The sequence below is a fragment of the Burkholderia sp. Bp8963 genome, from assembly GCF_003854275.1.
Classification (GTDB): domain Bacteria; phylum Pseudomonadota; class Gammaproteobacteria; order Burkholderiales; family Burkholderiaceae; genus Burkholderia.
This window is the reverse complement of sequence record NZ_QTQP01000055.1, coordinates 1-24840: the sequence shown is the minus strand read 5'-3', so window position 1 is coordinate 24840 and position 24840 is coordinate 1. Positions and strand designations below refer to the sequence as shown.

Sequence of the window (24840 nt, the reverse complement as noted above, 5' to 3'; positions counted from 1 at the left end):
GACAGCGTGTGGCGCCGACGCGATCACGGCGCATTCATCGGCGGGTTGGCATCGGCATTTGCAAATCAGCGACATGCACGATTGCAATTCAGCGATCGATCATTCATTCGGCATGTTGGAATCAATAGCATCGGGCTCCTCGCAAACATCCTCATGAAAAACGAAGGACCTCGATGAACAACAAATTGCTGACGGCAGGTTTGGTTTCGATCGCGTCGATCAACGCACACGCGCAAAGCTCGGTCACGCTGTACGGTCTGGTCGATGCAGGCATCGCGTATACGAACAATCAGGGCGGCGCGAGCAATATCCAGCAGACGAGCGGCAAGCTGAGCGGCAGCCGCTGGGGCCTGAAGGGCACCGAAGATCTCGGGAACGGGCTGAAGGCCGTCTTCACGCTCGAAAGCGGCTTCAAGCCGAGCGACGGCACGCTCGGCCAGGGCGGCCGCCTGTTCGGCCGATCCGCGTACGTCGGCCTCGGCAAGACGGGCATCGGCACGCTGACGTTCGGTCGGCAGTACGAGCCGCTTGCCGATCTGGTCGCCCAGTACGCGGGGTCGGGGTTCTGGTCGGCGGCGACCCATGTGGGCGACAACGACAACCTGAACCAGAGCTTCCGGGTGAACAACGCGGTGAAGTTCCGCAGCGACACGATCGGCGGCTTCACGGCTGACCTGCTGTACGCGTTCAGCAACCAGGCGAATGGCGGCGCCGGCACGGGCTTCTCGAACAACAGCGCGTGGGGCGTGTCTGCGAACTACGTGAGCGGCCCGCTGTCGGTGGGTGCGGGCTACGTACGCCTCAATCATCCGAATGCGACGTCGAATACGACGGGCGCGGTCGGCGGCGCGACGAGCACGACCGGCAACGACTACAGCGGGGCGTTCTTCTACGGGCTGAACGGCGGCGTGCTCAAGCAGCAGATCGGCGTCGCGGGCGCGAACTACATGCTCGGCCGCGCCACGCTCGGCTTCGCGTGGAGCCACACGCAGCTCGACTATCTCGACGGCTCGTCGCGCAAGTTCAACAACTACGACGTGAACGCGCGCTACCAGCTTACACCGGCGGCGACGCTGATCGGCGTGTACACGTTCACCGACGGCCGCGCAAGCGGGCTGCGCGGCACCGGCGGCCAGACGCCCAAGCCGCGCTGGCACCAGTTCACGCTCGGCTTCGACTATGCGCTGTCGAAGCGCACCGATCTGTATCTGTCGGGCATCTATCAGCTCGCGGCCGGCGATCCGAGCACGGCAACGCCCGGCGGCTACCGGGCGATCGCGTCGATCGCGAACATCGGCAGCGCGTCGTCGACGAACCGCCAGGTGGCCGTCGTCGGCGGGCTGCGCGTGAAGTTCTGACGGTTGTCCGTCGCGGCGGCGATCGCCGCCGCGCTTCAGGCCGCCTGCACGTCGAGCTTCCGCCCCGGTATCGCGTCGAGCAGCGTGCGCGTGTACGGATGCTGCGGCGCGCGCCAGATGTCGCGATGGTCGCCGCTCTCGACGATCCGGCCGTGCTGCATCACGTGCACGCGGTCCGCGATATAGCGGACAACCGACAGGTCGTGCGAAATGAACAGGAACGCGAGGCCAAGCTGTTCCTTCAGCTCGACAAGCAGGTTCAGGATCTGCGCCTGGATCGACACGTCGAGCGCCGACACCGGCTCGTCGCAGATCAGCAGCGACGGTTCGAGCACCAGCGCCCGCGCGATCGCGATCCGTTGCCGCTGTCCGCCGGAGAACTCGTGCGGGAACCGGTCGAGCGCCGTCGACGGCAGGCGCACGCGGTCGAGCATCGTCCGCACGCGCGAACGGCGCGCCGCGGCGTCGGCCACGCCGTTGACCGCGAGCGCCGTGTCGAGAATCTGCGCGACCGTCCGGCGCGGATTCAGTGACGCGTACGGATCCTGGAACACCATCTGAATCTGCCGCCGCAATGGACGCAGCGCACGCTCCGCGAGCGGCACCAGGTCCTTTCCGTTCAGCCGGATCTCGCCCTGAGCAACTGGCGCGACGCGCATGATCGCGCGCGACAGCGTCGATTTTCCGCAGCCCGACTCACCGACGAGCCCGACCGATTCGCCGCGCGCGATGTCGAACGTGATGTCGTCTACCGCGCGCAGTGGCGTCCTGTTTTGCCGCTGCACGTAGTCGACGCGCAGATTGTGTACCGCCAGCAGCGGCGGCACATCGTTTGCGGCCGGTGTGCGCCGCGCCGGGGCCGGCGTGGGCGGCACCGTGCGCGCCGTACGCGGCACGATGGTGAAGCCACCTTCGGCATCGGCCTCACCGTGCCGGATTTCCGGCAGCGTCCATCCGCGATAGTGCAGATCGTCCGCGAGATTCAACGACGCGCCGAGGAGCCCCCGCGTGTATGCATGCCGTGGCTGCGCGAACAACTCCGCCGCCGGCGCCTCCTCCACCTTGCGTCCGGCCAGCATCACCGCGACGCGATCCGCGTGATCGGCAACGACGCCGAGATCGTGGGTAATCAGCAGCAGCGACATCGACAGCTCGCGACGCAGCGTATCGAGCAGCGCGAGGATGTGCGACTGGATCGTCACGTCGAGCGCGGTCGTCGGCTCGTCGGCGATCAGCAGCCGCGGCCGGCAGGCGACTGCGATCGCGATCATCACGCGCTGACGCTGCCCGCCGGACAGCTCGTGCGGGTAGTCGAACGCACGGCGCTGCGGCTCCGGAAGCCGCACCAGATCGAGCAGCTCGACCGCCCGCGCGTGTGCGGCCCGTTGCGACAGCGACTCGTGCTGGCGCAGCGTCTCGACGATCTGCGCGCCGATCGGCAGCACCGGATTGAGCGACGTCATCGGCTCCTGAAAGATCATTGAGATCTGCCGGCCGCGAATGTCGCGGATCTGCGCGGGCTTCAGCGCGAGCAGATCGTGTCCGTCGAAGCGGATGCTGCCGGTCACCCGGCCCGGCTCGGGCACGAGGCGCATCAGCGACAGCGCGGTCGCCGATTTGCCGCAGCCGGATTCGCCGACGAGCGCGAGCGTCTCTCCGGCCGCGATGTCGAAGCTCACGCCACGCACCGCCTCGTGCGTGCCGAAACCGACGCGCAGATCGCGCACTTCGAGCAGAGTGGCCATCGTTGATCCTCAGTTCCGTTGCCGCAGCCGCGGGTTCAGCGCATCGTTCAGGCCGTCGCCGAGCAGGTTGAGCGCGAGCACGGCGAGCACGATCGCGGCGCCCGGAATCGCAGTCAGATACCACGCGGTGCGCAGCGAGTCGCGGCCGAAGCCGATCATCGCGCCCCAGCTCACCACGTTCGGATCGCCCATGCCAAGGAACGACAGCGACGACTCGATAAGGATAGCGCTCGCGACCATCACCGATGCGGTGACGATCACGGGCGGCAGCGCGTTCGGCAGGATCTCGCCGAAGATGATGCGCGCGTCGCCGAAGCCCTGCGTGCGCGCGGCGAGCACGAAATCCGCGCGCCGCAGCGTGCGGAATTCGGCGCGCACGATCCGCGCGACGGTCGGCCACGATGCGATGCCGATCGCGAGCGCGATGACGACGACGTCCGGCCGGCCGATCGCAACGATCACGATCACGAGCAGGAACGACGGCACAGTCTGGAACAGTTCGGTCACGCGCACGAGCACGTCGTCGACGATCCCGCCGAAGTAGCCGCCGATCGCACCGACGAGCGTCCCGATCGCCAAGCCGATCGCGGCCGATGCCGCGCCGATCAGCAGCGACACGCGCGTGCCGTGCGCGACGCCCGCCGCGACGTCGCGGCCAAGCGAATCGGTGCCAAGCCAGAATTGCGGATCGGCGCCCGGCCATTCGAACGGCGCCGCGACCATGTCGAGCGGGTCGCCCGGATACAGCTTTGGCGCGGCGAACGCGAGCACGACGAATGCCGCCAGCAGCACGAGCCCCGCGCACGCGGACGGATTGCGCAGCAGCAGCCGCCACGCGCCCGGCCGCGCCGAGGCGGCGGCGGACGCGCCTGCGCCATGGCGGCCGAACAGCGCGCCGGCGAGCTGGCGCCGCCACGGCGAGCCGATCGGCCTATCCTGGCCGGCAACTGGGTTGAAATTCGACGAATCGGCACTCATGGCACGTCTCTCCGCGACAAAAAAGACGAACGATGCATCACGCGACTCGCGGGTCGAGCCATGCCTGCAGCAGGTCCACCAGCGCGTTCGCGACGATCACCAGCATCGACGACAGCAGCAGCACGCCGAGCAGCACGCTGAAATCGCGCGCGAGCACCGCATCGAGCGCGAGCCGGCCGAGCCCCGGCCAGCTGAACACGGTTTCGGTGACGGCCGCGCCGCCGAGCAGCGTGCCGAAATGCATGCCGACGACGGTCGTCAGCGGCACGAGCGCATTGCGCAGCACGTGCCCCACGGTCACGCGCCACGGATGCAGCCCCTTGGCCTGCGCGGTGCGCACGAAATCCTGCCGCTGCACTTCGAGCATCGCGGCGCGCGTGAGCCGCGCATAGATTGCGACGAAGAACGTCGACAGCGTCAGGGCCGGCAGCAGCACATGTCGCGCGACGTCGGCCAGATACGCGAAGCCGGTCAGGTGCGCGCCGATCGTCACGTTGCCGCCGCTCGGCAGCCAGCCGAGGCGCACCGAGAACAGCACGATCGCGAGCAGGCCGATCCAGAATCCGGGCGTCGAATAGAACAGCAGCGCGAACACGGACAGCACGCGGTCCGGCCACTTGCCGGCCCAGTGCGCCATCACCGCGCCGAGCGCGACGCCGACGGCGAGCGCGAGCGACAGCGCGACGACCATCAGCAGCAACGTGTTCGGCAGCCGCGACAGGATCAGCGGCATCACCGGCATGTCGTAACGCGGCGAATAGCCGAGGCTGAAGTGCGACAGGTGCGCGAGGTACGCCACGAGCTGGTGCAGCACGGGCTGGTCGAGACCGAACTTCGCGCGCAGCATCGTCATCGTCTCGACGGTCGCGGAGCCGGCCTCGCCGGCGATCACGTCGGCGGCGTCGCCGGGCATCAGCTTCAGCAGGAAGAAATTGACGATCACGATGCCGACCACGGTCGGCATCGCCTGCCAGGCGGTGCGGCGCAGGATCGTGCGCCAGCGTGCGTGTCGGTTCATCGGGGCGCTCTCCTCTTCATCAGGCGCTCAGGTAGACGTCGGCGAGATTGCCTTCGAGGCCTTGGGCCGTCACCGTGTGGTCGTGCACGCGGCGGTTCGCGAGCGTCACCATCCGCGGCGCGATCAGATTCAGGATCGGCAGGTCGCGGCTGACCGCTTGCTGGAACTGCCGGTACAGCGACACGCGGCGGCGCTCGTCGAGTTCGGTCGATGCCGCCTCGAGCAGGCGGTCGACGTCGGGATTGCTGTAATGCGGCGCGTTCGAGAACGGCACCCCGGGCCGGATGTTCTTCGACCAGTACAGACGCTGCACGCCGACGCTCGGATCGAACAGCGTGTTCACGCCGATGCTCGTGAAGTCGAACTGGCGATCGGTGTACACGCGCTTCAGGAACGACGGCAAATCCTGGGAACGGACCGTCACGTCGATTCCGACGCGCGCGAGCGCGGATTTCACGTAATCGGCCTGCCGGCGATACAGGTCGCCGTACGGCAGGTAGTCGTGGGTCAGCGCGAAGCGCGTGCCGCCCGCACTGCGCGGGTAGCCGGCCGCATCGAGCAGCGCCTCGGCCGTGGCCGGATCGAATGCGACCGGCGCGAGCTGCGCGTCGTGATACGTCGATGCGGGCGTGATCGGCGTCGGGGACACGTCGGCGTAACCGTAGGCGACGGTCTTCTGCACGACCTGCACGTTGATCGCGTGTGCGATCGCCTGCCGCACGCGCCGATCCTTCAGGATCGGATGCGCGAGATTGAAATCGATCTCCGCCTGCGGCGCGAGGAAGCGATAGCCGCGCGTGTCGACCGCGAGGTGCGGCAGCGTCGACAGGCGCGGGAGGTCGGTCAGCGGCACCGGGTTCTCGCCGCCCAGGTCGAGCGCACCCGTCTCGAACGCCGCCGAGCGCGCGGCGGGATCGGGGATCACCTTGTAGACTAGCGCGTCGATGTACGGCTTGCCGGCATCCCAGTAGTCCGGGTTGCGTTCGTAGACGATGCTCGCGCCACGCGTCCACGACCGGAAGCGGAACGGACCGGTGCCGACCGGCGCGTGGTTGCGCGGATTGGACAGCGGGTCGCCCGTCTCATACAGGTGCTTCGCGACGATCGGCGACTCGCCGGCCGACAGCGCCCGGATCAGGAACGGCGCCGGCTTCGACAGCTCGACGGCCACCGTGTAAGGATCGGGCGCGAGCACCTTCGTCACGTTCGCGAACGTGCTGCGGCCGCGCGGATGCAGCTGTTTCAGCAGCTCGATCGAAAACGCGACGTCGGCCGACGTGAACGGGCGGCCGTCGTGCCATCTGACACCGCGACGCAGCGTGAAGCGGTATTGCAGGCCGTCCGGGCTGACCTGCCACGCGGTGGCGAGCTGCGGCTTCGGCTTCAGGTCGAAGTCATAAGCGAGCAGGCCTTCATGCACCTTCGAGCTTGCGGCCAGCGTCGGCCCGGTGGTCTGGAACAGCGACACGAGCACCGTCGGCTCGGGATTGATCAACACGTTCAGCGTGCCGCCGCGCGGGCGCGCCGCGCCGGGCGCCTGCGCCTGTGCGGCCTGCGGGAGGCCCGCGCCCGCGAGCGCGGCGCCGGATGCAATGAGAAACTCGCGACGGGTCAGACGTGCCATTTGATAACGTTCCGATTGCCGGGATCAAGCCGGGCCTGCGTGCGTCGAACGCGGCAGGCGGACGAAAAATCCTAGCAATCCGCTCCGGGCGCACGAACCAATCGTTGCAGCTATCGTTATGACGGCGCCGCGAACGGGCAAGCGGGCACGCGCGACGACAGGCGTCGACGACGCGCACGCGGCGCTTCCGGCGCTTGCGCGGCATCCTGCGCGCGGCAGCTATCCATAGCAAAAATGCTTGGTTCGGCGGCCGTCGCAAACGACGCACCATGTGGCCACCATCCACTCGCCGATACCGCTACCGCCCATGCCACGTCACGATCGCCGCCACTTCGTCGCGCTGACCGGCGCGCTTCTCGCCACCGCACCGTTTTCATTCGCCGTGCCGCGCGCACTGGCGGCCGGCGCGCCGCCCCGCCGCGGCGGCGTGCTGACGCTGCTCGTCGAACCGGAGCCGCCGACGCTGCTGTCGATCGCGAACACGGCCGGCTCGACGCTGAAGACCAGTGCCAAAACGAACGAAGGCCTGCTCGCGTATGGATTCGACCTGAAGCCGAAGCCGCAGCTCGCCACCGCGTGGCAGGTCAGCCCGGACGGCCTGCAATACCGCTTCACGCTGCGCCGCGGCGTCAAGTGGCACGATGGCCGGCCATTCACGTCGGCCGACGTTGCGTTCTCGATCGGCCTGCTCAAGGGCGCGCATCCGCGCGGGCGCGGCACGTTCGCGAACGTCGCCGACGTGCGCACGCCGGACGACTGGACCGTCGTAGTCGTCCTGTCGAAGCCGTCACCGTACCTGCTGCGCGCGTTCGACGCCGCCGAATCGCCGATCGTGCCGAAACACCTGTACAAGGACGCGACCGCGCAGAACGTGGCGTCCCACCCGAACAACAACGCGCCGGTCGGCACCGGTCCGTTCCGCTTCAAGGAATGGGTGCGCGGCTCACACGTCGTCTACGAGCGCAACCCGGACTACTGGGATGCTGGCAAGCCATACATCGACACGCTGATCGTCAAGTTCATCCCCGACGCGGCCGCGCGGGCGGTGGCATTCGAGTCGGGCACCGTCGATCTCGGCGGCGAGAGCCCGGTGCCGCTGTCGGAACTCGCGCGGCTGAGCGCGAACCCGAAACTCGGGCTGGAAACGCGCGGCTATGAGTACTCGATCACACAGACGCGGATCGAGTTCAATCTCGATCATCCGGTGCTCGGCAAGCTGCCGGTGCGCCAGGCGATCGCGCACGCGCTCGACCGCAACGTGATCCGCAACACGATCTGGTACGGCTACGCTGCCGAATCGCCGACGCCGATCGCACCCGGCTCGCCGTTCCACGATCCGCGCCCGTCACCGTATCCGTACGATCCGAGGCGCGCGGAAGCATTGCTCGACGCGGCGGGCTACCCGCGCGGAGCCAACGGCAAGCGCTTCGCGCTGACGCACGACTTCCTGCCCTACGGCGATGGGTTCAGGCGCGTCGCCGACTACGTGAGATCCGCGCTGGCGCGTGTCGGGATCGACGTGACGATCCGCGCGCAGGATTTTCCGACCTACATCCGCCGCGTCTACACGGACCGTGCGTTCGATTTCACGAACAATTCGATGGGCAATTTCTTCGATCCGACGGCGGGCGTGCAGCGTCTGTACTGGTCGCAGAATTTCAAGCGTGGGGTGCCGTTCTCGAACGGCTCGCACTACGTGAACCCGGAAGTGGATCAGCTGCTCGAGGCCGCGGCCATCGAATCGGATGCCGCGCGGCGGCTCGACCTGTTCAAGCGCTTCCAGCAAATCGTCGAAGACGAGTTGCCGGACATCAACCTCGTCGCGCTCAAGCAGGTGACGATCGCGAACCGCCGCGTGCAGGACCATACGACGACGGCGACAGGGCTGAACGGCTCGCTGGCGGACGTGTGGCTGGCATCCTGAGCGCGGGCGAAGCGGGTACGCAGCCGTGCGGACGGGCTGCCCGTGCAGCCCGCTCGCTCAATAGAAAATCAGAAATCGTTCTTTGGCGAATTGATGCTTCGCATGCTTAACTTTTCGGGCCGGAAGCGAAGCACAGCGCGTTGCATCCGCATCGTCGCGTCGGCACCGCTTTCGCCGCTTGAGCGTTCGCGCATGCCGCGCGGCGCACCGCACAGGACACCCATCGTGAGCGACACCCCACTGGCCGAGCGCAGCGTCCCTTTTGCCACCCAGCCCTCCTTCGTCGACGTCCGTTCGCCGGCCGAATTCCCGAACAGCCCCGTATCACGCGCGTTTGCGCAGCCGCTGATGCTCGGGCTGTTCCTGCCGATCCAGGCCGGCGGCTGGAGCGCGTCGACGCTACCGCGCACGACCGACTGGTCGTTCGACTACAACGCCGTGCTCGTCGAGAAGGCCGAGGCGCTCGGCTTCGATCTCGTGTTCGCGCTGTCGCAGTGGCTGCCGAAGGGCGGGTACGGCGGCGTATTCAATGGCCAGGCGCTCGATTCGTTCATGACGCTCGCCGCGCTGACCGCACGCACCGAACGCATCATCCTCGCTGCGACGAGCCATGTGCTCTACGGACCGTGGCATCCGCTGCATTTCGCGAAGTTCACCGCGACGCTCGACCACATCTCGCGCGGGCGCTGGGGGATCAATGTCGTGACCGGCCATCGCGCGATCGAGCACGAGATGTTCGGCTGGCACCGGATCGAGCACGACCGGCGCTACGAGCTGGCCGCCGAATTCCTCGACGCGGTCCAGCAGCTCTGGGCGCAGCCGGACAACTTCAGCTTCGAGCCAGCGCTGTCGAGCTGGCGCCTGAACGGCGCGTTCGTCACGCCGAAGCCGCGCTATGGCCGCCCGCTGCTGATCAACGCGACCGGCTCCGACGCCGGCATCGCATTCGCCGCGCGCTATTCGGACGTCGTGTTCATCACGAGCCCGGCCGGCCCGGACATCGATCGTGCGCTCGACGCGCTGCCCGCGCACACCGCGCGCGTGAAGGCCGCCGCAGCCGCGCATGGCCGGACGATTCGCACGCTGCTGAATCCGCTCGTGATCTGCCGCGAGACGCCGGCCGAGGCGCGCGCATACCGTGACGCAATCGTCGCGCACGCGGACGAAGGCAGCTTCCACCGCTTCGACAGCGACGCGCACGCGTGGCGCGGCGGCTTCGAGCAGCGCTCGCAGGCAGCCGCGCGCGCGATCGGTGGCAACGTGTCGATCACCGGTTCGCCGGAGGAAGTCGTCGATTACATCCTGCGACTGCATCGCGCCGGCATCGACGGCGTGCAGTTGAGTTTCTACGACTTCAAGCCCGATCTCGACTTCTTCGGAGAGCGCGTGCTGCCGCTGCTCCGCGAAGCCGGCCTGCGGCGCTGACGCCGCGACCGACGACGGCGATGCGCTTCGTCAGGCGGCGGCAGCCGGCGCCTGACGGGCCGCAGGCAGGCGCCGGGCCGGCCGCCGCAAGCCTAGATGGTCGCGCAGCGTGCGGCCCGCGTATTCGTCGCGGAACAGCCCGCGTCGGCGCAACTCGGGCAACACCAGCGCGATGAAGTCGTCGAGCCCGCCGGGCAAGGTTGGCGCCATCACGTTGAAGCCGTCCGCGCCGTAGTGCACGAACCGCTCCTCGAGCTGGTCGACGATCTGCTCCGGCGTGCCGACGATCTGCCAGTGGCCACGCGCGCCGGCGATACGCAGGTAAAGCTGACGGATCGTCAGGTTCTCGCGGCGCGCGAGTTCGAGCGTCAGCTGCTGACGGCTCTTGCTCGCGTTCGTCTCCGGCAACGGCGGAATCGGTCCGTCGAGCGGATATGCGGACAGGTCGAAGCCGCCCGTCAGCCCAGACACGAGTGCGAGCCCGACCTTCGGATCGATCAGCGATTGCAGCGCGTCGAACTTCTCGTTCGCCTCGCTCTCGGTGCGGCCGACGATCGGAAACACGCCGGGCATGATCTTCAGCTCGTCCGGATCGCGGCCGAACGCATCGAGCTGCCCTTTCACGTCTGCGTAGAACGCGACCGCGTCGTCGAGCGTCTGCTGTGCAGTGAAGATCACCTCGGCGGTGCGCGCCGCGAGCCGCGTGCCGGCGTGCGACGAGCCCGCCTGCACCACGACCGGATGCCCTTGTGGCGAGCGCGCGACGTTCAGCGGCCCGCGTACCTGGAAGAAACGGCCCCGATGGTCGAGCACGTGGCGCTTGTCCGGATCAAAGAAGCGGCCGGCGGCCTTGTCGCGCACGAACGCGTCGTCGTCCCAGCTATCCCACAGCCCGCGCACGACGTCGGCGAACTCCTCGGCGCGCGCATAGCGCTCGCCGTGCTCGAAATGCACGTCGCGGTTGAAGTTGCGCGCCTCGTGCACACTCGACGACGTGACGAGGTTCCAGCCCGCGCGGCCGTCGCTCAGATGGTCGAGCGACGCGAACTTGCGCGCGATATGGAACGGCTCGTTGAAGCTGGTCGACGCGGTGCCGACAAGGCCGATCCGCTCGGTCACGGCCGCGAGCGCCGACAGCAGCGTCAGCGGCTCGAACTGCGCGACGTAGCTGTGCGCGGTGCGGCTCAGGAAATCGACGTCGTCACCGCGCGTGCCGACGCCGTCCGCGAGGAACACGAGGTCGAACTTCGCGGCTTCCGCCGCCCGCGCAAGCTGTGCGAAATGGCGGAAGTTGACGCCGGCGTCCGCCTGCGCGTCGGGATGCCGCCACGCGACGATGTGATGGCCCGTCGGATAGAGGAACGCGCCAAGATGCAACTGCCCGGTACGTGTCGTCATGGTGGTCGATGTCAGAAAACCCGCCCTTCGGTCAGGTGGGTGGTCACGCCGTTCAGCTCGTAGTCGCCGACGACCCGCGCCTTGTGCAGCAGCGGGTTGTGGCTGAAGATCGTACGCAGGTTGCGCCAGTGGCGATCGAGGTTGTGCAGGCGCGACGTCGCCGATGCGCCGCCGACCTCGAACAGCCGCTCCGCCGCATGCAGCGCGAGCTTGCTGACGATGAGCTGGGTTCGCGCGGTCGCGAGCGCGCCGTCAAGCACGAGCGCCTCCGCGTCCGGGGCGTCCGCGAGAATTGCGTCCGCCGAGCGGTCGAGCGTGCGCGCGTTTTCGCGCACCAGCGCATCGATCGCATGGCTGTGCGCGGACAGATCGCCGACCACCTGCTGAACCAGCAGATCCTCGCGTGCCGACGGCGCCGGGCTGTGCAGCGCAGCACGCGCATGCCGCAGCACATAGTGCCGGGCGTCGGCCACGACGTTGCGCACGATCCCCGCGCCGACCGCGACGAGATGCAGCTGGCGCAGCGCGCCGGTATGCCGGCCGACGAGCGTCGTGCCGTCGCGATGTGCGATTTCGTCGGCGAACACCTGCACGTGGTCGAGCAACAGGCTGCCGCTCGCCGTCATCCGCTGGCCCATTCCGTCCCAGTCGTCGACGACCTGCAGGCCTTCGCGTTCGACCGGGATGATTGCCGAAATGAACGCGCCCGCTTCGTCCTGCACGTTGATGCGGGCGTAATCGGCGAACGCGGTGCCAGTCGAGTAGTACTTGCGGCCGCTCACGCGATAGTGCGCGCCATCCTTGCGCAGCACGGTCGTATTCTCGCCGGGGCGCGACGTGCCGCGCTCGGTCGAAGCACCGCCGAAGATCGCGCCGGTGCGTGCACGTTCGATCTGCAGGTCGTTGAACGGCGAGCGCGGCGACAGACGCAGAACCTCGGTCTGGTCGTAGTGGATACGCAGCGCATGCGCGAGATTGGAATCCGCGGCGGCGAGCGTCGCGATCACGTCGAACAGGTCGACGAGCGTGCCGCCGAGGCCGCCTTGTGCGGCCGGGATGCGCAGTATGCCGAGCGCCGAGCGTCGAAACAGCTGGAAGCCTTCGAACGGCAATTCGCGCCGCGCCTCGCGCTGCGCGGCGTCCACGCCGATCGCGGCGGCAAGCTCCGGCAGCGCGGCAAGCGCGTCGCGCAGGCGGTCGTGCGCGTCGAAGACGTGCGGGGCGTTCATTCGCGGTGTCCTGTGCGGATGTCGGTTTGCGTGCCCCCGTTGCGCGGCACGCGGCCGAAGAACGGATGGCCCGGATCGTTGAAGCCGGGCGTCGACGAGTGCCCGGTCGCCACGAGCGCGTCGACGAACGCCTCGTCATCGGCATCGAGCCGGTAGTCGAGCGCCGGCAGATAGTCGTCCCACTGCGCTTCGGTGCGCGGCCCGGCGATCGTCGATGCGACGTACGTGCTGTTCAGCACCCACGCGAGCGCGAACCGGCTGGCCGGCACGCCGCGCGCGTGTGCATGCTCCTGGACGCGCCGTGCGAGACGGATCGTCTCCGGCCGCCATTCGGTTTCCAGCAAGCGCCGGTCATTGCGGCCGGCGCGCGTGTCGTCCGACGGCGCCGCGCCCGGTTCGTACTTGCCGGTCAGCACGCCGCGCGCGAGCGGGCTGTAGGAAATCACGCCGAGCCCGTAGCGATGCGCGGCGGTCAGTTGCTCCGCTTCGGCCTGCCGGTTTGCGATGTTGTAGAGTGGCTGGCTCGCGGCAGGGCCGTCGACGCCGAGCGCCTGCGCGACGTGGCTGAACTCCGCGATCCGCCACGCGCGGTGATTCGACAGCCCGTAATAGCGCAACTTGCCCGCGCGGATCAGGTCGTTCAGCGCGCGCACGGTTTCCTCGACCGGCGTCTCGTGATCCTCGCGATGCAGGTACAGCAGATCGATGTAGTCGGTGTTCAGGCGCTTGAGGCTTGCCTCGACCGCCTGCACGATGTGCTTGCGCGACGCGCCGCGGTCGTTCGGGCCCGCGCCCTGCGAATTCGCGAACTTGGTCGCGAGCACCCAGCCGTCGCGACGGGACGCGATCGCGCGACCGACGATTCGCTCCGACTCGCCGCCCGCATAGACGTCCGCGGTATCGATCGAATTCACGCCCTGCTCGAATGCCTTGTCGATGATGCGCCGCGCGTCGCCTTCCGAAGTCGGACCGCCGAACATCATCGTACCGAGCGTCAGTGCCGACACCTTGATGCCGTTCCGTCCAAGTTGCCGATATTCCATGTTCCTGTTCCGCAGGTGAGTGAGAGTAACGATGATCGCGCGATGCTGCTCATGCCGGCTCGGTTTCCCGCTGCCACGCCGGCAGCTCGAGATTCGAGCGGAAGTCGCCGCCGCGATAGTCGGTGTCGATCAGTTGCCGCTTGCGCAGCTCCGGCAGGAGCCCGTTGAGCAGCAGGTCCTCCTGATCCGGCTGCCCGAGCCCATGCAGCGACAGGATGTCGACCCAGCCCGCCCGGTAACGCGCCTCGATCGCGTCCGCGAGTTGCTCCGGCGTGCCGGCGACGAACCAGTGGCCGGTCTCCTGCGCCTGGACGATCAGCTCGCGCAACGTCAGCCCCTGCTGCGCATAGCGGACGAAGATCTCAACCCGGCCGCGCCGGCGATTCACGCTGTCGATGTCGGGCAGCAGACTCGTGGGCAGCGGCTGATCGAGCGGCAGGCCGCCGAGCTCGATGCCGCCGCCGAGCATGTCCGCGAGCTTCAGTCGGCCCTTTCCGAAATCGATCCGCTCGTGCTTTTCCACGAGGCGCCGGCGCACGTCGGCATCCGATTCGCCGATCACCGAGTGAAACGAGTTCATCACGAGCGGCAGGCGCCCGGCGCGGCCGAAGGCGCGCGCCTGCCGGTGCAGCTCGGCGACGAACGCGCCGGCGGCGTCGAGCGTCGGCTGCGACGTGTAGACGACTTCCGCATGGCGCGCGCCGAGCGTGACGCCTTCGCGCGACTGTCCGGCCTGGAACTGCACGGGACGGCGTTGCGGCGATGGCGGCACGTTGAGCGGCCCCTGCACGCGGAAGTGCTCGCCGCGATAGTCGATGCGGTGCAGCTTCTGCGGATCGACCGCGACTCCGCCGCTCGCGGTGCGCCGCGCGGCCGACGCGTCGTTCGCGTCGAACAGCGCATGAACGACCTCGACGAATTCCGTCGCGCGCGCATAGCGGCGCGCCGGATCCGGCAGCGCCGAATCGCCGAAGTTCTCCTCGCCGACGGACGATGTCACCGCATTCCACGCGGCACGCCCGCCGCTCACGTGATCGAGGGTGCCAATCAGGCGCGCCAGATTGTACGGATGGTGGTAGGTCGTCGACACGGTCGCGACAAGGCCGATATCGGAAGTTGCCTGGCTGAGCGCGGCAAGCGCGACGATCGGCTCCTGGCTGCCCGTGCCGCCGGACAGGCCGTCGGGGTCCGCCTGCAGCAGATCGGCGGTGAACAGCCCGGTGATTTTTGCGCGTTCTGCCTTGCGTGCGAGGTCGGCCGCGCGTGTCACGCCGCGGCGCGCATCGGTGTCACCGTCGGCGTACAGCACGCTGCCTGCGCCCACCAGCGTCTTCAGCCGCCTGCGGCCCGCCGCGCTCATGCGGGCCCCCGGTGACCAGCGGCCGGCGACGGCGCAACGCATCGGTCAATCACGGCGATCGGATTCATTTTCAGGATTTCCATTCAGTTATACGAATGATTGTGGATAGCGGATGGAAGCAGCAGAATTCAAATGGAGGAGCAGCGTGCTGACAGGTCATTCTCACGAAAATACCGGAAGATTTGGCTCGCTCGCCGTTTCAAAAAGTCTATCGGCATTGGCAGGAACACACAGGGCAGACAGTACAAATATTTTCGGCTTTGCTTATTCGACTTGATTGTTTGACCACCCGCGGCATGACGAAAATAATCTCGGACAACCAATCAGATGATCGCTTCACGAAACGCAGCCGTTGCGGCCCGCGCATTCGCCGAAGCCGAACCGCCACCGCTGCCGTTTTCGATTCCCGGATGCGTGACTACGCATTGAGCCTGCTGGACAAGAGTCCGCTTTCCCCCGGAGACACCCCCGACAAGGTTGCCGAGAACTTCAACCTGCTCGCGTCGCTCGCGCCCGGACGCGTCGATCTCGGTATCGGCAAGGCGCCGGGTGTGCTGCCGCTGTCGACGCACGCGCTGCAGCAGTCGCGCGGCGCCGCGCACAAGCCGGACTTCGCCGCGCTCGCGGCGGAACTCGATCGCCACCTGAACGAACGGGACGCCGCGCCGGCCGGCGCCGACGAAGGAGACGCGTTCGGCGCCGAGCTGCGCGCGACGCCGCTGCCGCCGGCCGCGCCGCCGCGTTTCCTGCTCGGCGCGAGCACGGACAGCGCGGCATTGGCCGCGCATCTCGGCTGGGACTTCGTCTACGCGGCACATATCAACGGCGCGTCCGCCGAAATCGCGCGCGCGCTCGATCATTACCGCACGGCGTCCGGCGGCCGTGCACCGCTGCTCGCGGTGTCGGTCGTCGTCGCCGGCTCCGCGAGCGAAGCCGCGCGACTGGCCGAAGGCTTCCAGCGCTATCGCGTGCAGGTCGGCGACGGGCAACCGGTCACGGTCGGCAGCCTCGTGCAGGCCGACACGTTCGTGCGCCAGTCGGGCGGCGGCGCGCACCGGATCGAACCGCGCGACACATTCATCGTGCACGGCACGCCCGACACGGTGCATGCGTCGCTCGCCGATCTGCAGCGCCGCTACGGCGTGGACGAATTCGTCATCGACAACCCGCTCGCGCACGCCGCGCAGCGGATCGAGTCGATCCGGCTTCTCGCGAGCAGATTCGCGCCGTCCGAAGCGGGCGCAAACCGGTTCAACCGTGGAACACGAGCAGCACCAGCGGCATCGTGACGGCTGCGAGCGCCGTCTGAACCGTAATGATGCCGGCAGACAAACGATGATCGCCGCCGAGCAGCTTCGCCATGATGTAGGCGGACGGCGTGCACGGCAACGCATTGAACAGGACGATCGTCGTCAGCGCCGGGCCGCGGATGCCGAGGCTGAAACCGATCCAGAAGGTCAGCAGCGGCACGAGCAGCAACTTGATCACCGACGACTGGAACACCGGGCCGCGTGCCGCCTTCGCGGCCTTCACGTCGAGGCCTGCGCCCACCGCGAGCAGGCCGAGCGGCAGCGACGCCGCGCCGAGAATCGACAGCACGCTTGCCACCACGCCCGGCAAACGCAGCCCGCCGAGATTGAACGCGGCGCCAAGCACGACCGACATGATGACCGGGTTCCTCAGCAGCGCGCCGCCGATCTGCCGCGCCGACGGCGCGCCACCACGGCCATGCTGCATCAGGATGATGATCGACGCGACGTTCAGCAGCGGAATCGCGACCGCTATGCTGATCGACGTGAGCGTGAGACCGACGCTGCCGTACAACGCTGCCGCGGCGGCAACGCCCACATACGTATTGGGCCGCAACGCGCCCTGGATCACCGACGAGAACACCGTCCCGGGCTGCCGGCTCCACGCGCGCCACACGTACAGCAGCGCCGCGCTTGCCGCCACCGCGCCGAGGATCGCGACCGCGATCGGCCGGACCGGAAACTGCGTCAAATTCGCTTTCGCGACCTGGCTGAACATCAGCGCGGGAAACATGTAGTAGTAGTTCAGCGTTTCACATGGTAGCCAGAATTCGTCCGGCAGCAGCCGGCGCTGCCGCAGCACGAATCCCGCCAGGATCAGCACGAAAATCGGAACCAGCGCGGTCAGGACGTTCTGCATCGGTTGGGCTCCCGTCACGCGAAGACCAGCGTCTTCGCCAGCACGACCGCGCCATAGACGCCGATGAACGCGGTCATTGCACGCTCGTACAACGGCGCACCGGCCCGCGCGAACAGCACGTTGCCGACCGCAAAGTAGATGGCGACCGCGATCGGCGCCATCACTGCGCCGCGCACATCAAGTGCAGCCGGGCGCAGCAGCGCCAGCGTGCCGAGCTGGATCGTGCCGAACAGCAGGTAGTAGCGCGAGATCGCCGCACGCATCGCGTGCTTGTCGTCGTATCGGCTGGCCGCATAGACGGCGAGCAACGCGCCACCCATGTTGGTGAGTCCGTGTACGATGCCAGTCGAGTGAACCGTGCGAACCGTTTAGGCGCGCGACGGTCATCCCCGCACGGTGCAGCGCGAGCAGCGTTTCAGTGGTATTCGACGCCGGCCCGATCGTCGCGATGATGGTGGTCTTTGACATTTTTCTCGTCCGATGAATTCGGTGCACGAAAATATGACAGAACCACGAAATTACGATAAAGAATAAAAAGTGCGAACTCTAGAACCAAAGGTGATTTAGAAAACCGTTGGGCGGATGGTCGGAGGATGGCGCGATCGCCGACCGCACGCCCCGCTTCAGCCGGCCCGGTGGTGGTGGGCGCGGCCGGATAATGGATTCGCGAAGGTTGTTGCAGCATACGCTGGCGGAAGCCCTCCGCCACATCGCCATTCCGGCCGTGCGAGCGTCGTGTTCCTCTGCGTAAATCTGAGGACCAGATAACGGTATGAGAATTTCTTGGTTCTTGGATGCGTTCCACATCCCGAAAATACAGGGTTCCGACAACCGGGCGCGATGCGCCGCCCCGCTTCGCTCACACAACGTCCCTCTTTCCTATGTTCAGCAGATCGTTTCGCACTACGTCGGGCCACGCGCTGTTCCTCGCCGCCCTCCTTTCCGCTTTGTCCGGTGTCGCTCGCGCGGACAGCACGCTCGATCGCATCCATCAACGTCACAAGATCACGATCGGCGTGATCCTGTCGGGCCCGCCGTTCGGCTCGCTCGATCCCGCAACGCAAAAACCGGTCGGCTTCAACGTCGATCTGGCGAACGACGTCGCGAAACGGCTCGGTGTGGACGCCGAGCTGACACCTGTGCAGCCGTCGAACCGCGTGCAATTCCTGCAGCAGGGCAAGGTCGACGCGCTGATCGCCAACATGGAGCTGACGACGGAGCGCGCGCAGATACTGTCGTATGCGCCGACGCCGTTCGAATCCATCGGCGGTGCGCTGATCACGCGCAAGGACAGCGGCATCAAGTCCTGGGCCGACGTGCACGGCAAGCCCGTTTGCGTGTCGCAAGGCAGCAACTATACGAAACCGCTCGCGACGGAATACGGTGCGCAGGTGAAGGCGTTCCGCGGCCAGCCCGAATCGCTGCTCGCACTGCGCGGCAACAACTGCGTGGCCGCCGTGCACGTCGCGCCGACGCTGCGCATGCTGGTCGAGCGCAACCCGGACTGGCAGGACTATGCGACGCCGCTGCCGACCGATCTGATTCCGTCGCCGGCGGTGATCTGGGTCCGCAAGGGCGAGACCGATACGCAGAGCGCGCTCGACCGGATCGTCCAGGACTGGCATCGCAGCGGCTGGCTGCTCGACGTCGAGCGCAAGAACGGAATGACGCCGTCGCAAGCCGTGCTCGACCTGCACGCGAAGCTCAAGGCGCAGCGCACATGACGGCGGCCGACGCCGTCGATGCGCTCCGCAAGCTCGGCCTCGACTACGGCTTCGTGCTCGCCGCGGACGAGCGCGCCTCGTTCGTGCACGGGATGGGCGTGACGCTCGAATTGTCGGTCGCGACTGCGCTCGGCAGCCTCGCCTGCGGCGTCGTGCTCGCCGCGTTGCTGGTGTCGCCGAGCGCAGCGCTCGCGCGCCCTGCGCGCGCATTCGTCGAGGTCACCCGCAACACACCGACGCTCGTGCAATTGTTCTGCGCATTCCTCGTCGTCAACATGCTGATCAGCGCCGCACTGCGCGATTTGGGCGGCAATCCGCTGACGCCGTTCATCTGGAGCGTAATCGTGATCTCGCTGCACAAGGGCGCGTTCCATGCGGAAGCGCTGCGCGCCGGCCTCGAAGCGGTGCCGCGCGCAACGCTTGAAGCCGCGCAGTCGCTCGGCTACAGCCGCCGCCAGCGGCTCTGGCACGTGCAGCTTCCGCTCGCGGTGCGCTTCGCGCTGCCCGCGCTCGTCAACAACCTGGTCGACCTCGTGAAGATGACGACGGTCGCCTCGGCGATCGCCGTCGGCGACGTCACCTATGCGTCGATCATGATCTGGACGCAGCGCGACAATGTGCTCGAGTTGATGATCCTGATCCTGCTCTTCTTCGGCGCGCTCACGTTCACGGTCAACGTCGCGGGACGTTGGCTGGAACACCGCCTGAGGATACCCGGCTATGGCCATTGACATGCACGCGCAGCCCGCGCGCCTGGTGCGATGGAGCGCTGTCGCGGCAACACTGGCCGCGCTGGCCGTCGTCGCTCTGGCCGTTGCGGGTCGCCGTCACCCGACCCTCGTCGCGCTCGCCACGTGGCTGCCGACGCTCGGCAAGGCGATGCTGGTCAACATCGGCATCAGCGCGATCGCGATCGCAATAGGCACGCTCGCCGGCCTCGTGCTCGGTCCGCTGACGCTGTCGCGGTTCGGCATCGCACGCGTCGCGGCGCGTGCGTACGTGCAGCTGTTCCGCAACGCGCCGCTTCTCGTGCTGATCTATTTTTCGACTTACGTATTCCCGTTCGAAATCAGGTTCGGCCATGCGTCGCTGCCGTTTCCGGACTGGTTCAAGGTGACGCTCGGCCTCGCGCTGCCCGCGAGCGCGAACTTCGCGGAAATCTTCCGCGGCGCGATCCAGTCGATTCCGCATGCGCAGTGGGACGCCGCACGCTCGCTCGCGTTCAGCCGCGTGCAGGTGTTCCGCTGGATCATCCTGCCGCAATGCGTGCGCCGCATGCTTCCGCCGTGGATGAATCTGTACGCGAGCATCACGATGGCCACCGCGCTCGCCTCGCTCGTCGGCGTGCACGACCTGCTCGACACCGCGCAGGTCGCGAGCAACACCGTCGCGCGCGCCGACTTCACCGTCGTCGTCTATTTCACGGTACTCGGCCTGTTTTTCGCGTACTGCTACCCAATCGCCCGTTTCACCCGCCTTCTCGAAAGACGTCATGCATTCCACTGAAACTCCGCGCGGCGCGGACGAGCCGCTCGTCCGCCTGCGCGACGTGCATCTGTCCTACGGCACGACGCCCGTGCTGCGCGGCATCGATCTCGACGTGCACCGTGGCCAGGCCGTGTCCATCATCGGTCCGTCCGGCTCCGGCAAATCGACGATCCTGCGTTGCATCACGGGGCTGTTGCGGCCGCAGCGCGGCCTGATCGACGTCGACGGCACGCGCGTCGAGCGGATCGCATCGGAGCGCGACGAAATCGCGCTGCGCAAGCGCGTCGGCTTCGTGTTCCAGCAATACAACCTGTTTCCGCACCTGAGCGTGATTGACAACCTCGTCGTCGCCCCGGTCCGGATTCTCGGCCGCGATCGCACCGATGCGGTGCGCACCGCGCACGCGCTGCTCGAACGCGTGCGCCTCGCGGACAAGGCGCACGCATACCCCGGTGAGCTGTCGGGCGGCCAGCAGCAGCGCGTCGCGATCGCCCGCGCGCTCGCGATGCAGCCCGAACTGATCCTGTTCGACGAGGTGACGTCCGCGCTCGATCCGGAAACCGTCGGCGACGTGCTGTCGGTGATTCGCGATCTCGTGCGCGACGGCATGACCTGCGTACTCGTCACGCACGAGATGCGGTTCGCCGAGGAGATCAGCGATGTCGTCTACTTCACCGAGGCGGGTGTGATCGTCGAGCACGGGCCGGCCGCGCAATTGTTCCGCGCGCCGCAAAGCCCGCGCACGCGCGCATTCCTCGCGCATGCGCTCGGCCCGGCCGGCAATGCGCCCGTGAGCCGCGACAGCGCACCGGTCGCACTCGACCTGACGCGCTTCGCGGTCTGACTCAGCGTGCCACGTAGCGGCTCGCCGGGCGCGCGAGCCCGAGATGGTCGCGCAGCGTCGTGCCTTCGTATTCGGTACGGAACAGGCCGCGACGCTGCAGCTCCGGCACGACATGCTCGACGAAATCGTCGAGCCCGCCCGGGAAATATGGCGGCATGATGTTGAAGCCGTCTGCGGCGCCACCATCGAACCACTCCTCCAGCGCGTCTGCGACCTGCGTCGGCGTGCCCCACACGATCCGGTGCCCGCGCGCGCCGGCGACGAGATAGTAGAGTTCGCGCAGCGTGAGGTTCTCGCGGCGCGCGAGATCGGTAAGCAGCTTCGCGCGGCTCTTCAACTGATCGGATTCGGGCAGGTCGGGCAGCGGGCCGTCGAGCGGATACTTCGACACGTCGTGGCCGAGACGATCGGACAGCAGCGTCAGCGCGCCCGACGTATCTGTCCATTGCTGGAGCTGTGCATACTTGTCCTTGGCCTCCTGCTCGGTGCGGCCGATCACCGGAAATACGCCCGGCATCACGGCAAGTGCGTCACCAGTGCGGCCGTATGCCGCAAGCCGCCCCTTAAGGTCGCGATAGAAGGCCTGCGCTTCCTCAAGCGTCTGCTGCGCGGTGAACACGACTTCCGCGGTGCGCGCGGCAAGATCCTGGCCGGGCCCCGACGAGCCGGCCTGAATCACGACCGGATAGCCCTGTGGCGGTCGCGACGCGTTGAGCGGCCCCCTCACATTGAAGAAGCGTCCAGCGTGATTGAGCGCGTGCACCTTCGCCGGGTCGAAATACACGCCGCGCGCCTTGTCCCTGACGACCGCGTCGTCGTCCCAGCTGTCCCACAGCCCCTTCACGACATCGACGAATTCGCCGGCCATCTCGTAGCGCTGCGCGTGATCCGGATGATTGCCACGCGTGAAATTCGCGGCGGTGCGATCGTATGAAGTCGTCACGACGTTCCATGCGGCGCGCCCGCCGCTCAGGTGGTCGAGCGATGCGAACACGCGCGCGATGTGGTAGGGCTCGCTGTACGTCGTCGACGCGGTCGCCGCAAGGCCGATGTGCCGGGTATGCATCGCGAGCGCCGACAGCAGGCTCAGCGGCTCGAAGCGCATCGCCATCGACGGATGCGCGTCGGGGCCGCTCGTCAAGCCGTCGGCCAGGAAGACCATGTCGAACTTCGCGCGCTCGGCGGTCTGCACGACGCGGCGCAGCAGATCGAAGTTCTCGCTGCCGGATTCGGCATCGGGGTGACGCCAGCCGGCAACGTGGTGTCCTGCGCCCTGGAGGAACAACCCGAGGCGCATCTGTCGGCGCGAAGGTGTGCTGTGATCGATGCTCATGATTGAAGCGACGTAAAGGTGTGGAAAAGCCGGGCAAGATCGGCCGTGCTTCGCATCTTGTCGACCAGTTCCGGCACGAACGCGAGCGCGGGATCGTGGGCGGTCGCGTCGAAGAACTTTGCGGCAAGGTCGCCGGCGCCGACGAGGCGTTCGGTGCGCTGCCGCAGCGTGCCGCCGTCGCGCAGCGCGATCTCGACGACCGAGAAGCGCGTCGCGGGATCGGTCGATGCGCGCGGCGCCGTGGCATCGTGGCGCCGCGTCACGCGTGCGGCGAGCGCGATCAGGTCGTCGCGCACGGGCACGTCGGCGAACGTCGCGACACCGGGCGGCCCGTCCGTCAGTGCGGCGGCCACCGCGTACTCCACGCTGAATCGCGCTTCGAGGCCGGTTGCCGGCAGTCGGTTCGACAGCGGCGTGTCGCCGCCTGGCGGGAAGGTGACCGCGATGCCATCGATGTCCGCCGGCGCGATGCGGTGGCGAGCGCGCAGATCGAGCGCGGCCTGCACCGCGTAATGGGTTGCCGTGCAGCACGGCCACGGCTTGAAGTACAGGCCGGGCGACACGATCTGCCACGGCGCCCCCCAGTCGGCCAGCACGCGCGGCGGCTGCGCCGCGCCGCCGCCGAACACGGCAAAGAATCCTTCCGGGCCGTCGAGCGCGCCCGGCGCACCGGCCAGTCCTGCCTCGGCGAGTTCGGCGGCGAACAGCCCCGCGCGCGCCGCAAGGCCCGCGTGCAACGGCTTGACCTCGCTGCCGAACTGCAGCCGCAGCCCGGCCGATTGCGTCGCGGCGACGCCGAGCGCATTTTCGGTGGTCGCTGCATCGAGCCCGAGCAGACGCGCCGCGGCGGCGGCCGCGCCGAGCGTGCCGAGCGTCGCGGTGTTGTGGAAGCCGAGTTCGTAGTGGTGGCTGCCGAGCGCGAGACCGACCCGCGCCATCGTCTCGACGCCGACGACGTATGCGTTGAGCAGTTCGAGCGCGCTGCGTGCGCGCACCTGCGCGAGCGCGAGCAGCGCCGGCAGCAGCACTGTGCCCGGATGGCCGCGCACGCTGCTGTGCACGTCGTCGTAGTCGAGCGCGTGGCCTGCATAGCCGTTGAGCAGCGCGGCATGTTGCGGCGACGCCGGTGTCGCACTGCCGATCACCGCTGCTGCGCCGTCCGAATCGCGACCGCACACCGCCAGCAGCTTGCGGTAACCGTTGTCGCGAGCGCCGGCGAACGCGGCGGCAAGGAAGTCGAGCAGGCCACGCCGCGCGGTGGCGATGGCGGACGGATCGTGCGCGGGCTCAGAGCACGCGATCGCAGCGGCCAGCCGGCGCGTGACGCCGTCGGCCGCGCCGTCGGGAATCAAGTGGGAAGACATGTCAGCAGTTGGAAAGTCGCGAAATGCCGCAACGGGCGGCGCAGCCGGGAACCTTCCGGTTCCTGCTCGGATGGGAGCGTTGGATAGTAGCGAAGCATCCTTGCGTGCCCAACCAAGTATTCGAGCTTTCTATATCGCGTATTCGGCGTTGCTTGAGCGGAGGTAGGTGACTTCGCTCCCATGACCTGCCCCCCGGAAAACAGGGCCAGCCGGAACCTATAAAGTCCGTTTTCGGAGAAGAAGACGAACATGAAGAAGCGTTTTACGGAAGAGCAAATTATCGGGTTTCTGAAGAAAGCCGAGGCCGGCACGCCGGTGACGGCGCTGTGTAGGAAGCACGGCGTCAGTGACGCGTCGTTCTACACGTGGCGCGCGAAGTTCCGTGGCATGGAGGTATCGGAAGCGCGCTGGTGGAAGGCAGCCAAATCCAACCACCGCTTGCACAGGCCCGCCAGGTAAGACTCCCTCAATCGCAGATGGCTTCCTACCCACCATCCTACCCACATTTAGCGCGGCGGCAATCTAATATCGGCTGCGATGTCACGCAGGCAAAGGGACTTAGGGCAAGTTCGCTACAGGATATCTCCTAAGTCGCCCCCCACTGTGGCGTTCTGACACGCGGGAGCGCGCAGCCGCAGATGGCCCAGGCAGCAACCAAAGGCCGCGACGCCTCTCTCCGACGAGAGCTGTTACTCATAGGTCAGAAATTTAGCGGACAAATGGTCTATGCTTGAGCGACAGCTATTGACAGGATCGCTCATGAAACGAGACGGCCGGAGCCTGGCTCACAACACGCTTGAAGAGATGCGCATATTG

General features: G+C 67.4%; 22 protein-coding genes and 1 pseudogene. 10 read left to right on the top strand and 13 right to left on the bottom strand.

The window, feature by feature from the left end; all coding sequences use genetic code 11:
- Window positions 1-173 precede the first annotated feature (173 nt).
- Window positions 174-1358 carry a porin gene (locus DID96_RS31130; RefSeq protein WP_124603062.1) on the top strand — a complete coding sequence of 395 codons (1185 nt, stop codon included), beginning with the start codon at window positions 174-176 and terminating at the stop codon, window positions 1356-1358.
- Between the two features lie 35 nt (window positions 1359-1393).
- On the opposite strand, the gene DID96_RS31125 is transcribed toward DID96_RS31130, so the two are convergent.
- Genes DID96_RS31125 through DID96_RS31110 form a run of 4 tightly spaced genes read right to left on the bottom strand, consistent with a single transcriptional unit; the run spans window position 1394 to window position 6723 of the window.
- On the bottom strand, window positions 1394-3103 hold the full coding sequence (locus tag DID96_RS31125) for an ABC transporter ATP-binding protein (RefSeq protein WP_124603061.1): 1710 nt from the start codon (window positions 3101-3103) through the stop codon (window positions 1394-1396).
- Window positions 3104-3112: 9 nt separating this feature from the next.
- Entirely contained in the window at window positions 3113-4081 is a 969-nt protein-coding gene (locus DID96_RS31120; RefSeq protein ID WP_124603060.1) for an ABC transporter permease, read from the bottom strand.
- 37 nt (window positions 4082-4118) lie between these two features.
- Window positions 4119-5099 carry an ABC transporter permease gene (locus tag DID96_RS31115; RefSeq protein ID WP_124603059.1) on the bottom strand — a complete coding sequence of 327 codons (981 nt, stop codon included), beginning with the start codon at window positions 5097-5099 and terminating at the stop codon, window positions 4119-4121.
- A gap of 19 nt (window positions 5100-5118) precedes the next feature.
- Window positions 5119-6723 carry an ABC transporter substrate-binding protein gene (locus DID96_RS31110; protein WP_124603058.1) on the bottom strand — a complete coding sequence of 535 codons (1605 nt, stop codon included), beginning with the start codon at window positions 6721-6723 and terminating at the stop codon, window positions 5119-5121.
- Between the two features lie 307 nt (window positions 6724-7030).
- On the opposite strand from DID96_RS31110, the gene DID96_RS31105 reads away from it, so the two are divergent.
- Both DID96_RS31105 and DID96_RS31100 read left to right on the top strand, forming a co-directional pair.
- On the top strand, window positions 7031-8647 hold the full coding sequence (locus tag DID96_RS31105) for an ABC transporter substrate-binding protein (RefSeq protein WP_124603057.1): 1617 nt from the start codon (window positions 7031-7033) through the stop codon (window positions 8645-8647).
- A 222-nt stretch (window positions 8648-8869) separates the two neighbouring features.
- Window positions 8870-10072, top strand: a complete 1203-nt coding sequence (locus DID96_RS31100; protein ID WP_409333828.1) for an LLM class flavin-dependent oxidoreductase — start codon at window positions 8870-8872, stop codon at window positions 10070-10072.
- Between the two features lie 30 nt (window positions 10073-10102).
- Here the strand turns inward: DID96_RS31100 and DID96_RS31095 are convergent, their stop codons facing one another.
- Genes DID96_RS31095 through DID96_RS31080 form a run of 4 tightly spaced genes read right to left on the bottom strand, consistent with a single transcriptional unit; the run spans window position 10103 to window position 15102 of the window.
- A complete protein-coding gene (locus DID96_RS31095) occupies window positions 10103-11470 on the bottom strand; it encodes an LLM class flavin-dependent oxidoreductase (protein ID WP_124603055.1) in 1368 nt (455 codons plus the stop codon).
- A gap of 11 nt (window positions 11471-11481) precedes the next feature.
- The gene (locus DID96_RS31090) at window positions 11482-12699 is read right to left on the bottom strand and encodes an acyl-CoA dehydrogenase family protein (protein ID WP_124603054.1); all 1218 of its coding nucleotides are present in this window, start codon (window positions 12697-12699) and stop codon (window positions 11482-11484) included.
- Window positions 12696-13742: an aldo/keto reductase gene (locus tag DID96_RS31085; protein WP_124603053.1), complete on the bottom strand. Its 1047-nt coding sequence runs from the start codon at window positions 13740-13742 to the stop codon at window positions 12696-12698. The genes DID96_RS31090 and DID96_RS31085 overlap by 4 nt, the downstream gene beginning before the upstream one ends.
- 49 nt (window positions 13743-13791) lie before the next feature.
- The gene (locus tag DID96_RS31080) at window positions 13792-15102 is read right to left on the bottom strand and encodes an NtaA/DmoA family FMN-dependent monooxygenase (RefSeq protein ID WP_124603052.1); all 1311 of its coding nucleotides are present in this window, start codon (window positions 15100-15102) and stop codon (window positions 13792-13794) included.
- A gap of 112 nt (window positions 15103-15214) precedes the next feature.
- Here DID96_RS31080 and DID96_RS38500 point away from each other — a divergent pair, with 112 nt between their 5' ends.
- Window positions 15215-15379: a hypothetical protein gene (locus DID96_RS38500; protein WP_185732424.1), complete on the top strand. Its 165-nt coding sequence runs from the start codon at window positions 15215-15217 to the stop codon at window positions 15377-15379.
- 4 nt (window positions 15380-15383) lie between these two features.
- Window positions 15384-16391, top strand: a complete 1008-nt coding sequence (locus tag DID96_RS31075; protein ID WP_260464063.1) for an LLM class flavin-dependent oxidoreductase — start codon at window positions 15384-15386, stop codon at window positions 16389-16391.
- Here the strand turns inward: DID96_RS31075 and DID96_RS31070 are convergent.
- The 3 genes from DID96_RS31070 to DID96_RS38125 form a co-directional block, all read right to left on the bottom strand.
- Window positions 16354-17271 (bottom strand): AEC family transporter, encoded by a 918-nt coding sequence (locus DID96_RS31070; RefSeq protein ID WP_124603051.1) that lies wholly within the window; start codon window positions 17269-17271, stop codon window positions 16354-16356. The genes DID96_RS31075 and DID96_RS31070 overlap by 38 nt on opposite strands.
- Before the next feature lie 14 nt (window positions 17272-17285).
- Complete coding sequence (locus DID96_RS31065) at window positions 17286-17591, bottom strand: hypothetical protein (RefSeq protein WP_260464062.1); 306 nt, start codon at window positions 17589-17591, stop codon at window positions 17286-17288.
- A gap of 95 nt (window positions 17592-17686) precedes the next feature.
- Window positions 17687-17956 (bottom strand): hypothetical protein, encoded by a 270-nt coding sequence (locus DID96_RS38125; protein ID WP_148094523.1) that lies wholly within the window; start codon window positions 17954-17956, stop codon window positions 17687-17689.
- Window positions 17957-18152: 196 nt separating this feature from the next.
- On the opposite strand from DID96_RS38125, the gene DID96_RS31055 reads away from it, so the two are divergent.
- The 4 genes from DID96_RS31055 to DID96_RS31040 are packed head-to-tail and all read left to right on the top strand — an operon-like array spanning window position 18153 to window position 21327.
- Window positions 18153-18995 carry a transporter substrate-binding domain-containing protein gene (locus DID96_RS31055; protein WP_124603050.1) on the top strand — a complete coding sequence of 281 codons (843 nt, stop codon included), beginning with the start codon at window positions 18153-18155 and terminating at the stop codon, window positions 18993-18995.
- A complete protein-coding gene (locus DID96_RS31050) occupies window positions 18992-19726 on the top strand; it encodes an amino acid ABC transporter permease (protein WP_124603049.1) in 735 nt (244 codons plus the stop codon). Before DID96_RS31055 ends, DID96_RS31050 begins: the two co-directional genes overlap by 4 nt.
- Window positions 19716-20501: an amino acid ABC transporter permease gene (locus tag DID96_RS31045; protein ID WP_124603048.1), complete on the top strand. Its 786-nt coding sequence runs from the start codon at window positions 19716-19718 to the stop codon at window positions 20499-20501. Before DID96_RS31050 ends, DID96_RS31045 begins: the two co-directional genes overlap by 11 nt.
- Window positions 20488-21327, top strand: coding sequence for an amino acid ABC transporter ATP-binding protein (locus tag DID96_RS31040; protein ID WP_124603047.1), 840 nt, complete (start codon window positions 20488-20490; stop codon window positions 21325-21327). The genes DID96_RS31045 and DID96_RS31040 overlap by 14 nt, the downstream gene beginning before the upstream one ends.
- A gap of 1 nt (window position 21328) precedes the next feature.
- Here the strand turns inward: DID96_RS31040 and DID96_RS31035 are convergent, their stop codons facing one another.
- Together DID96_RS31035 and DID96_RS31030 are read right to left on the bottom strand one after the other, a co-directional pair.
- A complete protein-coding gene (locus DID96_RS31035) occupies window positions 21329-22660 on the bottom strand; it encodes an LLM class flavin-dependent oxidoreductase (protein WP_124603046.1) in 1332 nt (443 codons plus the stop codon).
- The gene (locus tag DID96_RS31030) at window positions 22657-24024 is read right to left on the bottom strand and encodes an MmgE/PrpD family protein (protein ID WP_124603045.1); all 1368 of its coding nucleotides are present in this window, start codon (window positions 24022-24024) and stop codon (window positions 22657-22659) included. Before DID96_RS31030 ends, DID96_RS31035 begins: the two co-directional genes overlap by 4 nt.
- Window positions 24025-24273: 249 nt before the next feature.
- Between DID96_RS31030 and DID96_RS31025 the strand changes: the two are divergent.
- A pseudogene (locus DID96_RS31025) lies at window positions 24274-24462 on the top strand (transposase); the annotation flags it as partial.
- Window positions 24463-24840 lie beyond the last annotated feature (378 nt).

Bases quoted from the DNA above. Each gene is read 5' to 3' on its own strand.
- DID96_RS31130 (WP_124603062.1), top strand. From the start codon at position 174: ATGAACAACAAATTGCTGACGGCAGGTTTGGTTTCGATCGCGTCGATC.
- DID96_RS31125 (WP_124603061.1), bottom strand. From the start codon at position 3,103: ATGGCCACTCTGCTCGAAGTGCGCGATCTGCGCGTCGGTTTCGGCACG.
- DID96_RS31120 (WP_124603060.1), bottom strand. From the start codon at position 4,081: ATGAGTGCCGATTCGTCGAATTTCAACCCAGTTGCCGGCCAGGATAGG.
- DID96_RS31115 (WP_124603059.1), bottom strand. From the start codon at position 5,099: ATGAACCGACACGCACGCTGGCGCACGATCCTGCGCCGCACCGCCTGG.
- DID96_RS31110 (WP_124603058.1), bottom strand. From the start codon at position 6,723: ATGGCACGTCTGACCCGTCGCGAGTTTCTCATTGCATCCGGCGCCGCG.
- DID96_RS31105 (WP_124603057.1), top strand. From the start codon at position 7,031: ATGCCACGTCACGATCGCCGCCACTTCGTCGCGCTGACCGGCGCGCTT.
- DID96_RS31095 (WP_124603055.1), bottom strand. From the start codon at position 11,470: ATGACGACACGTACCGGGCAGTTGCATCTTGGCGCGTTCCTCTATCCG.
- DID96_RS31090 (WP_124603054.1), bottom strand. From the start codon at position 12,699: ATGAACGCCCCGCACGTCTTCGACGCGCACGACCGCCTGCGCGACGCG.
- DID96_RS31085 (WP_124603053.1), bottom strand. From the start codon at position 13,742: ATGGAATATCGGCAACTTGGACGGAACGGCATCAAGGTGTCGGCACTG.
- DID96_RS31080 (WP_124603052.1), bottom strand. From the start codon at position 15,102: ATGAGCGCGGCGGGCCGCAGGCGGCTGAAGACGCTGGTGGGCGCAGGC.
- DID96_RS38500 (WP_185732424.1), top strand. From the start codon at position 15,215: ATGGAAGCAGCAGAATTCAAATGGAGGAGCAGCGTGCTGACAGGTCAT.
- DID96_RS31070 (WP_124603051.1), bottom strand. From the start codon at position 17,271: ATGCAGAACGTCCTGACCGCGCTGGTTCCGATTTTCGTGCTGATCCTG.
- DID96_RS31065 (WP_260464062.1), bottom strand. From the start codon at position 17,591: ATGGGTGGCGCGTTGCTCGCCGTCTATGCGGCCAGCCGATACGACGAC.
- DID96_RS38125 (WP_148094523.1), bottom strand. From the start codon at position 17,956: ATGCTGCAACAACCTTCGCGAATCCATTATCCGGCCGCGCCCACCACC.
- DID96_RS31055 (WP_124603050.1), top strand. From the start codon at position 18,153: ATGTTCAGCAGATCGTTTCGCACTACGTCGGGCCACGCGCTGTTCCTC.
- DID96_RS31050 (WP_124603049.1), top strand. From the start codon at position 18,992: ATGACGGCGGCCGACGCCGTCGATGCGCTCCGCAAGCTCGGCCTCGAC.
- DID96_RS31045 (WP_124603048.1), top strand. From the start codon at position 19,716: ATGGCCATTGACATGCACGCGCAGCCCGCGCGCCTGGTGCGATGGAGC.
- DID96_RS31040 (WP_124603047.1), top strand. From the start codon at position 20,488: ATGCATTCCACTGAAACTCCGCGCGGCGCGGACGAGCCGCTCGTCCGC.
- DID96_RS31035 (WP_124603046.1), bottom strand. From the start codon at position 22,660: ATGAGCATCGATCACAGCACACCTTCGCGCCGACAGATGCGCCTCGGG.
- DID96_RS31030 (WP_124603045.1), bottom strand. From the start codon at position 24,024: ATGTCTTCCCACTTGATTCCCGACGGCGCGGCCGACGGCGTCACGCGC.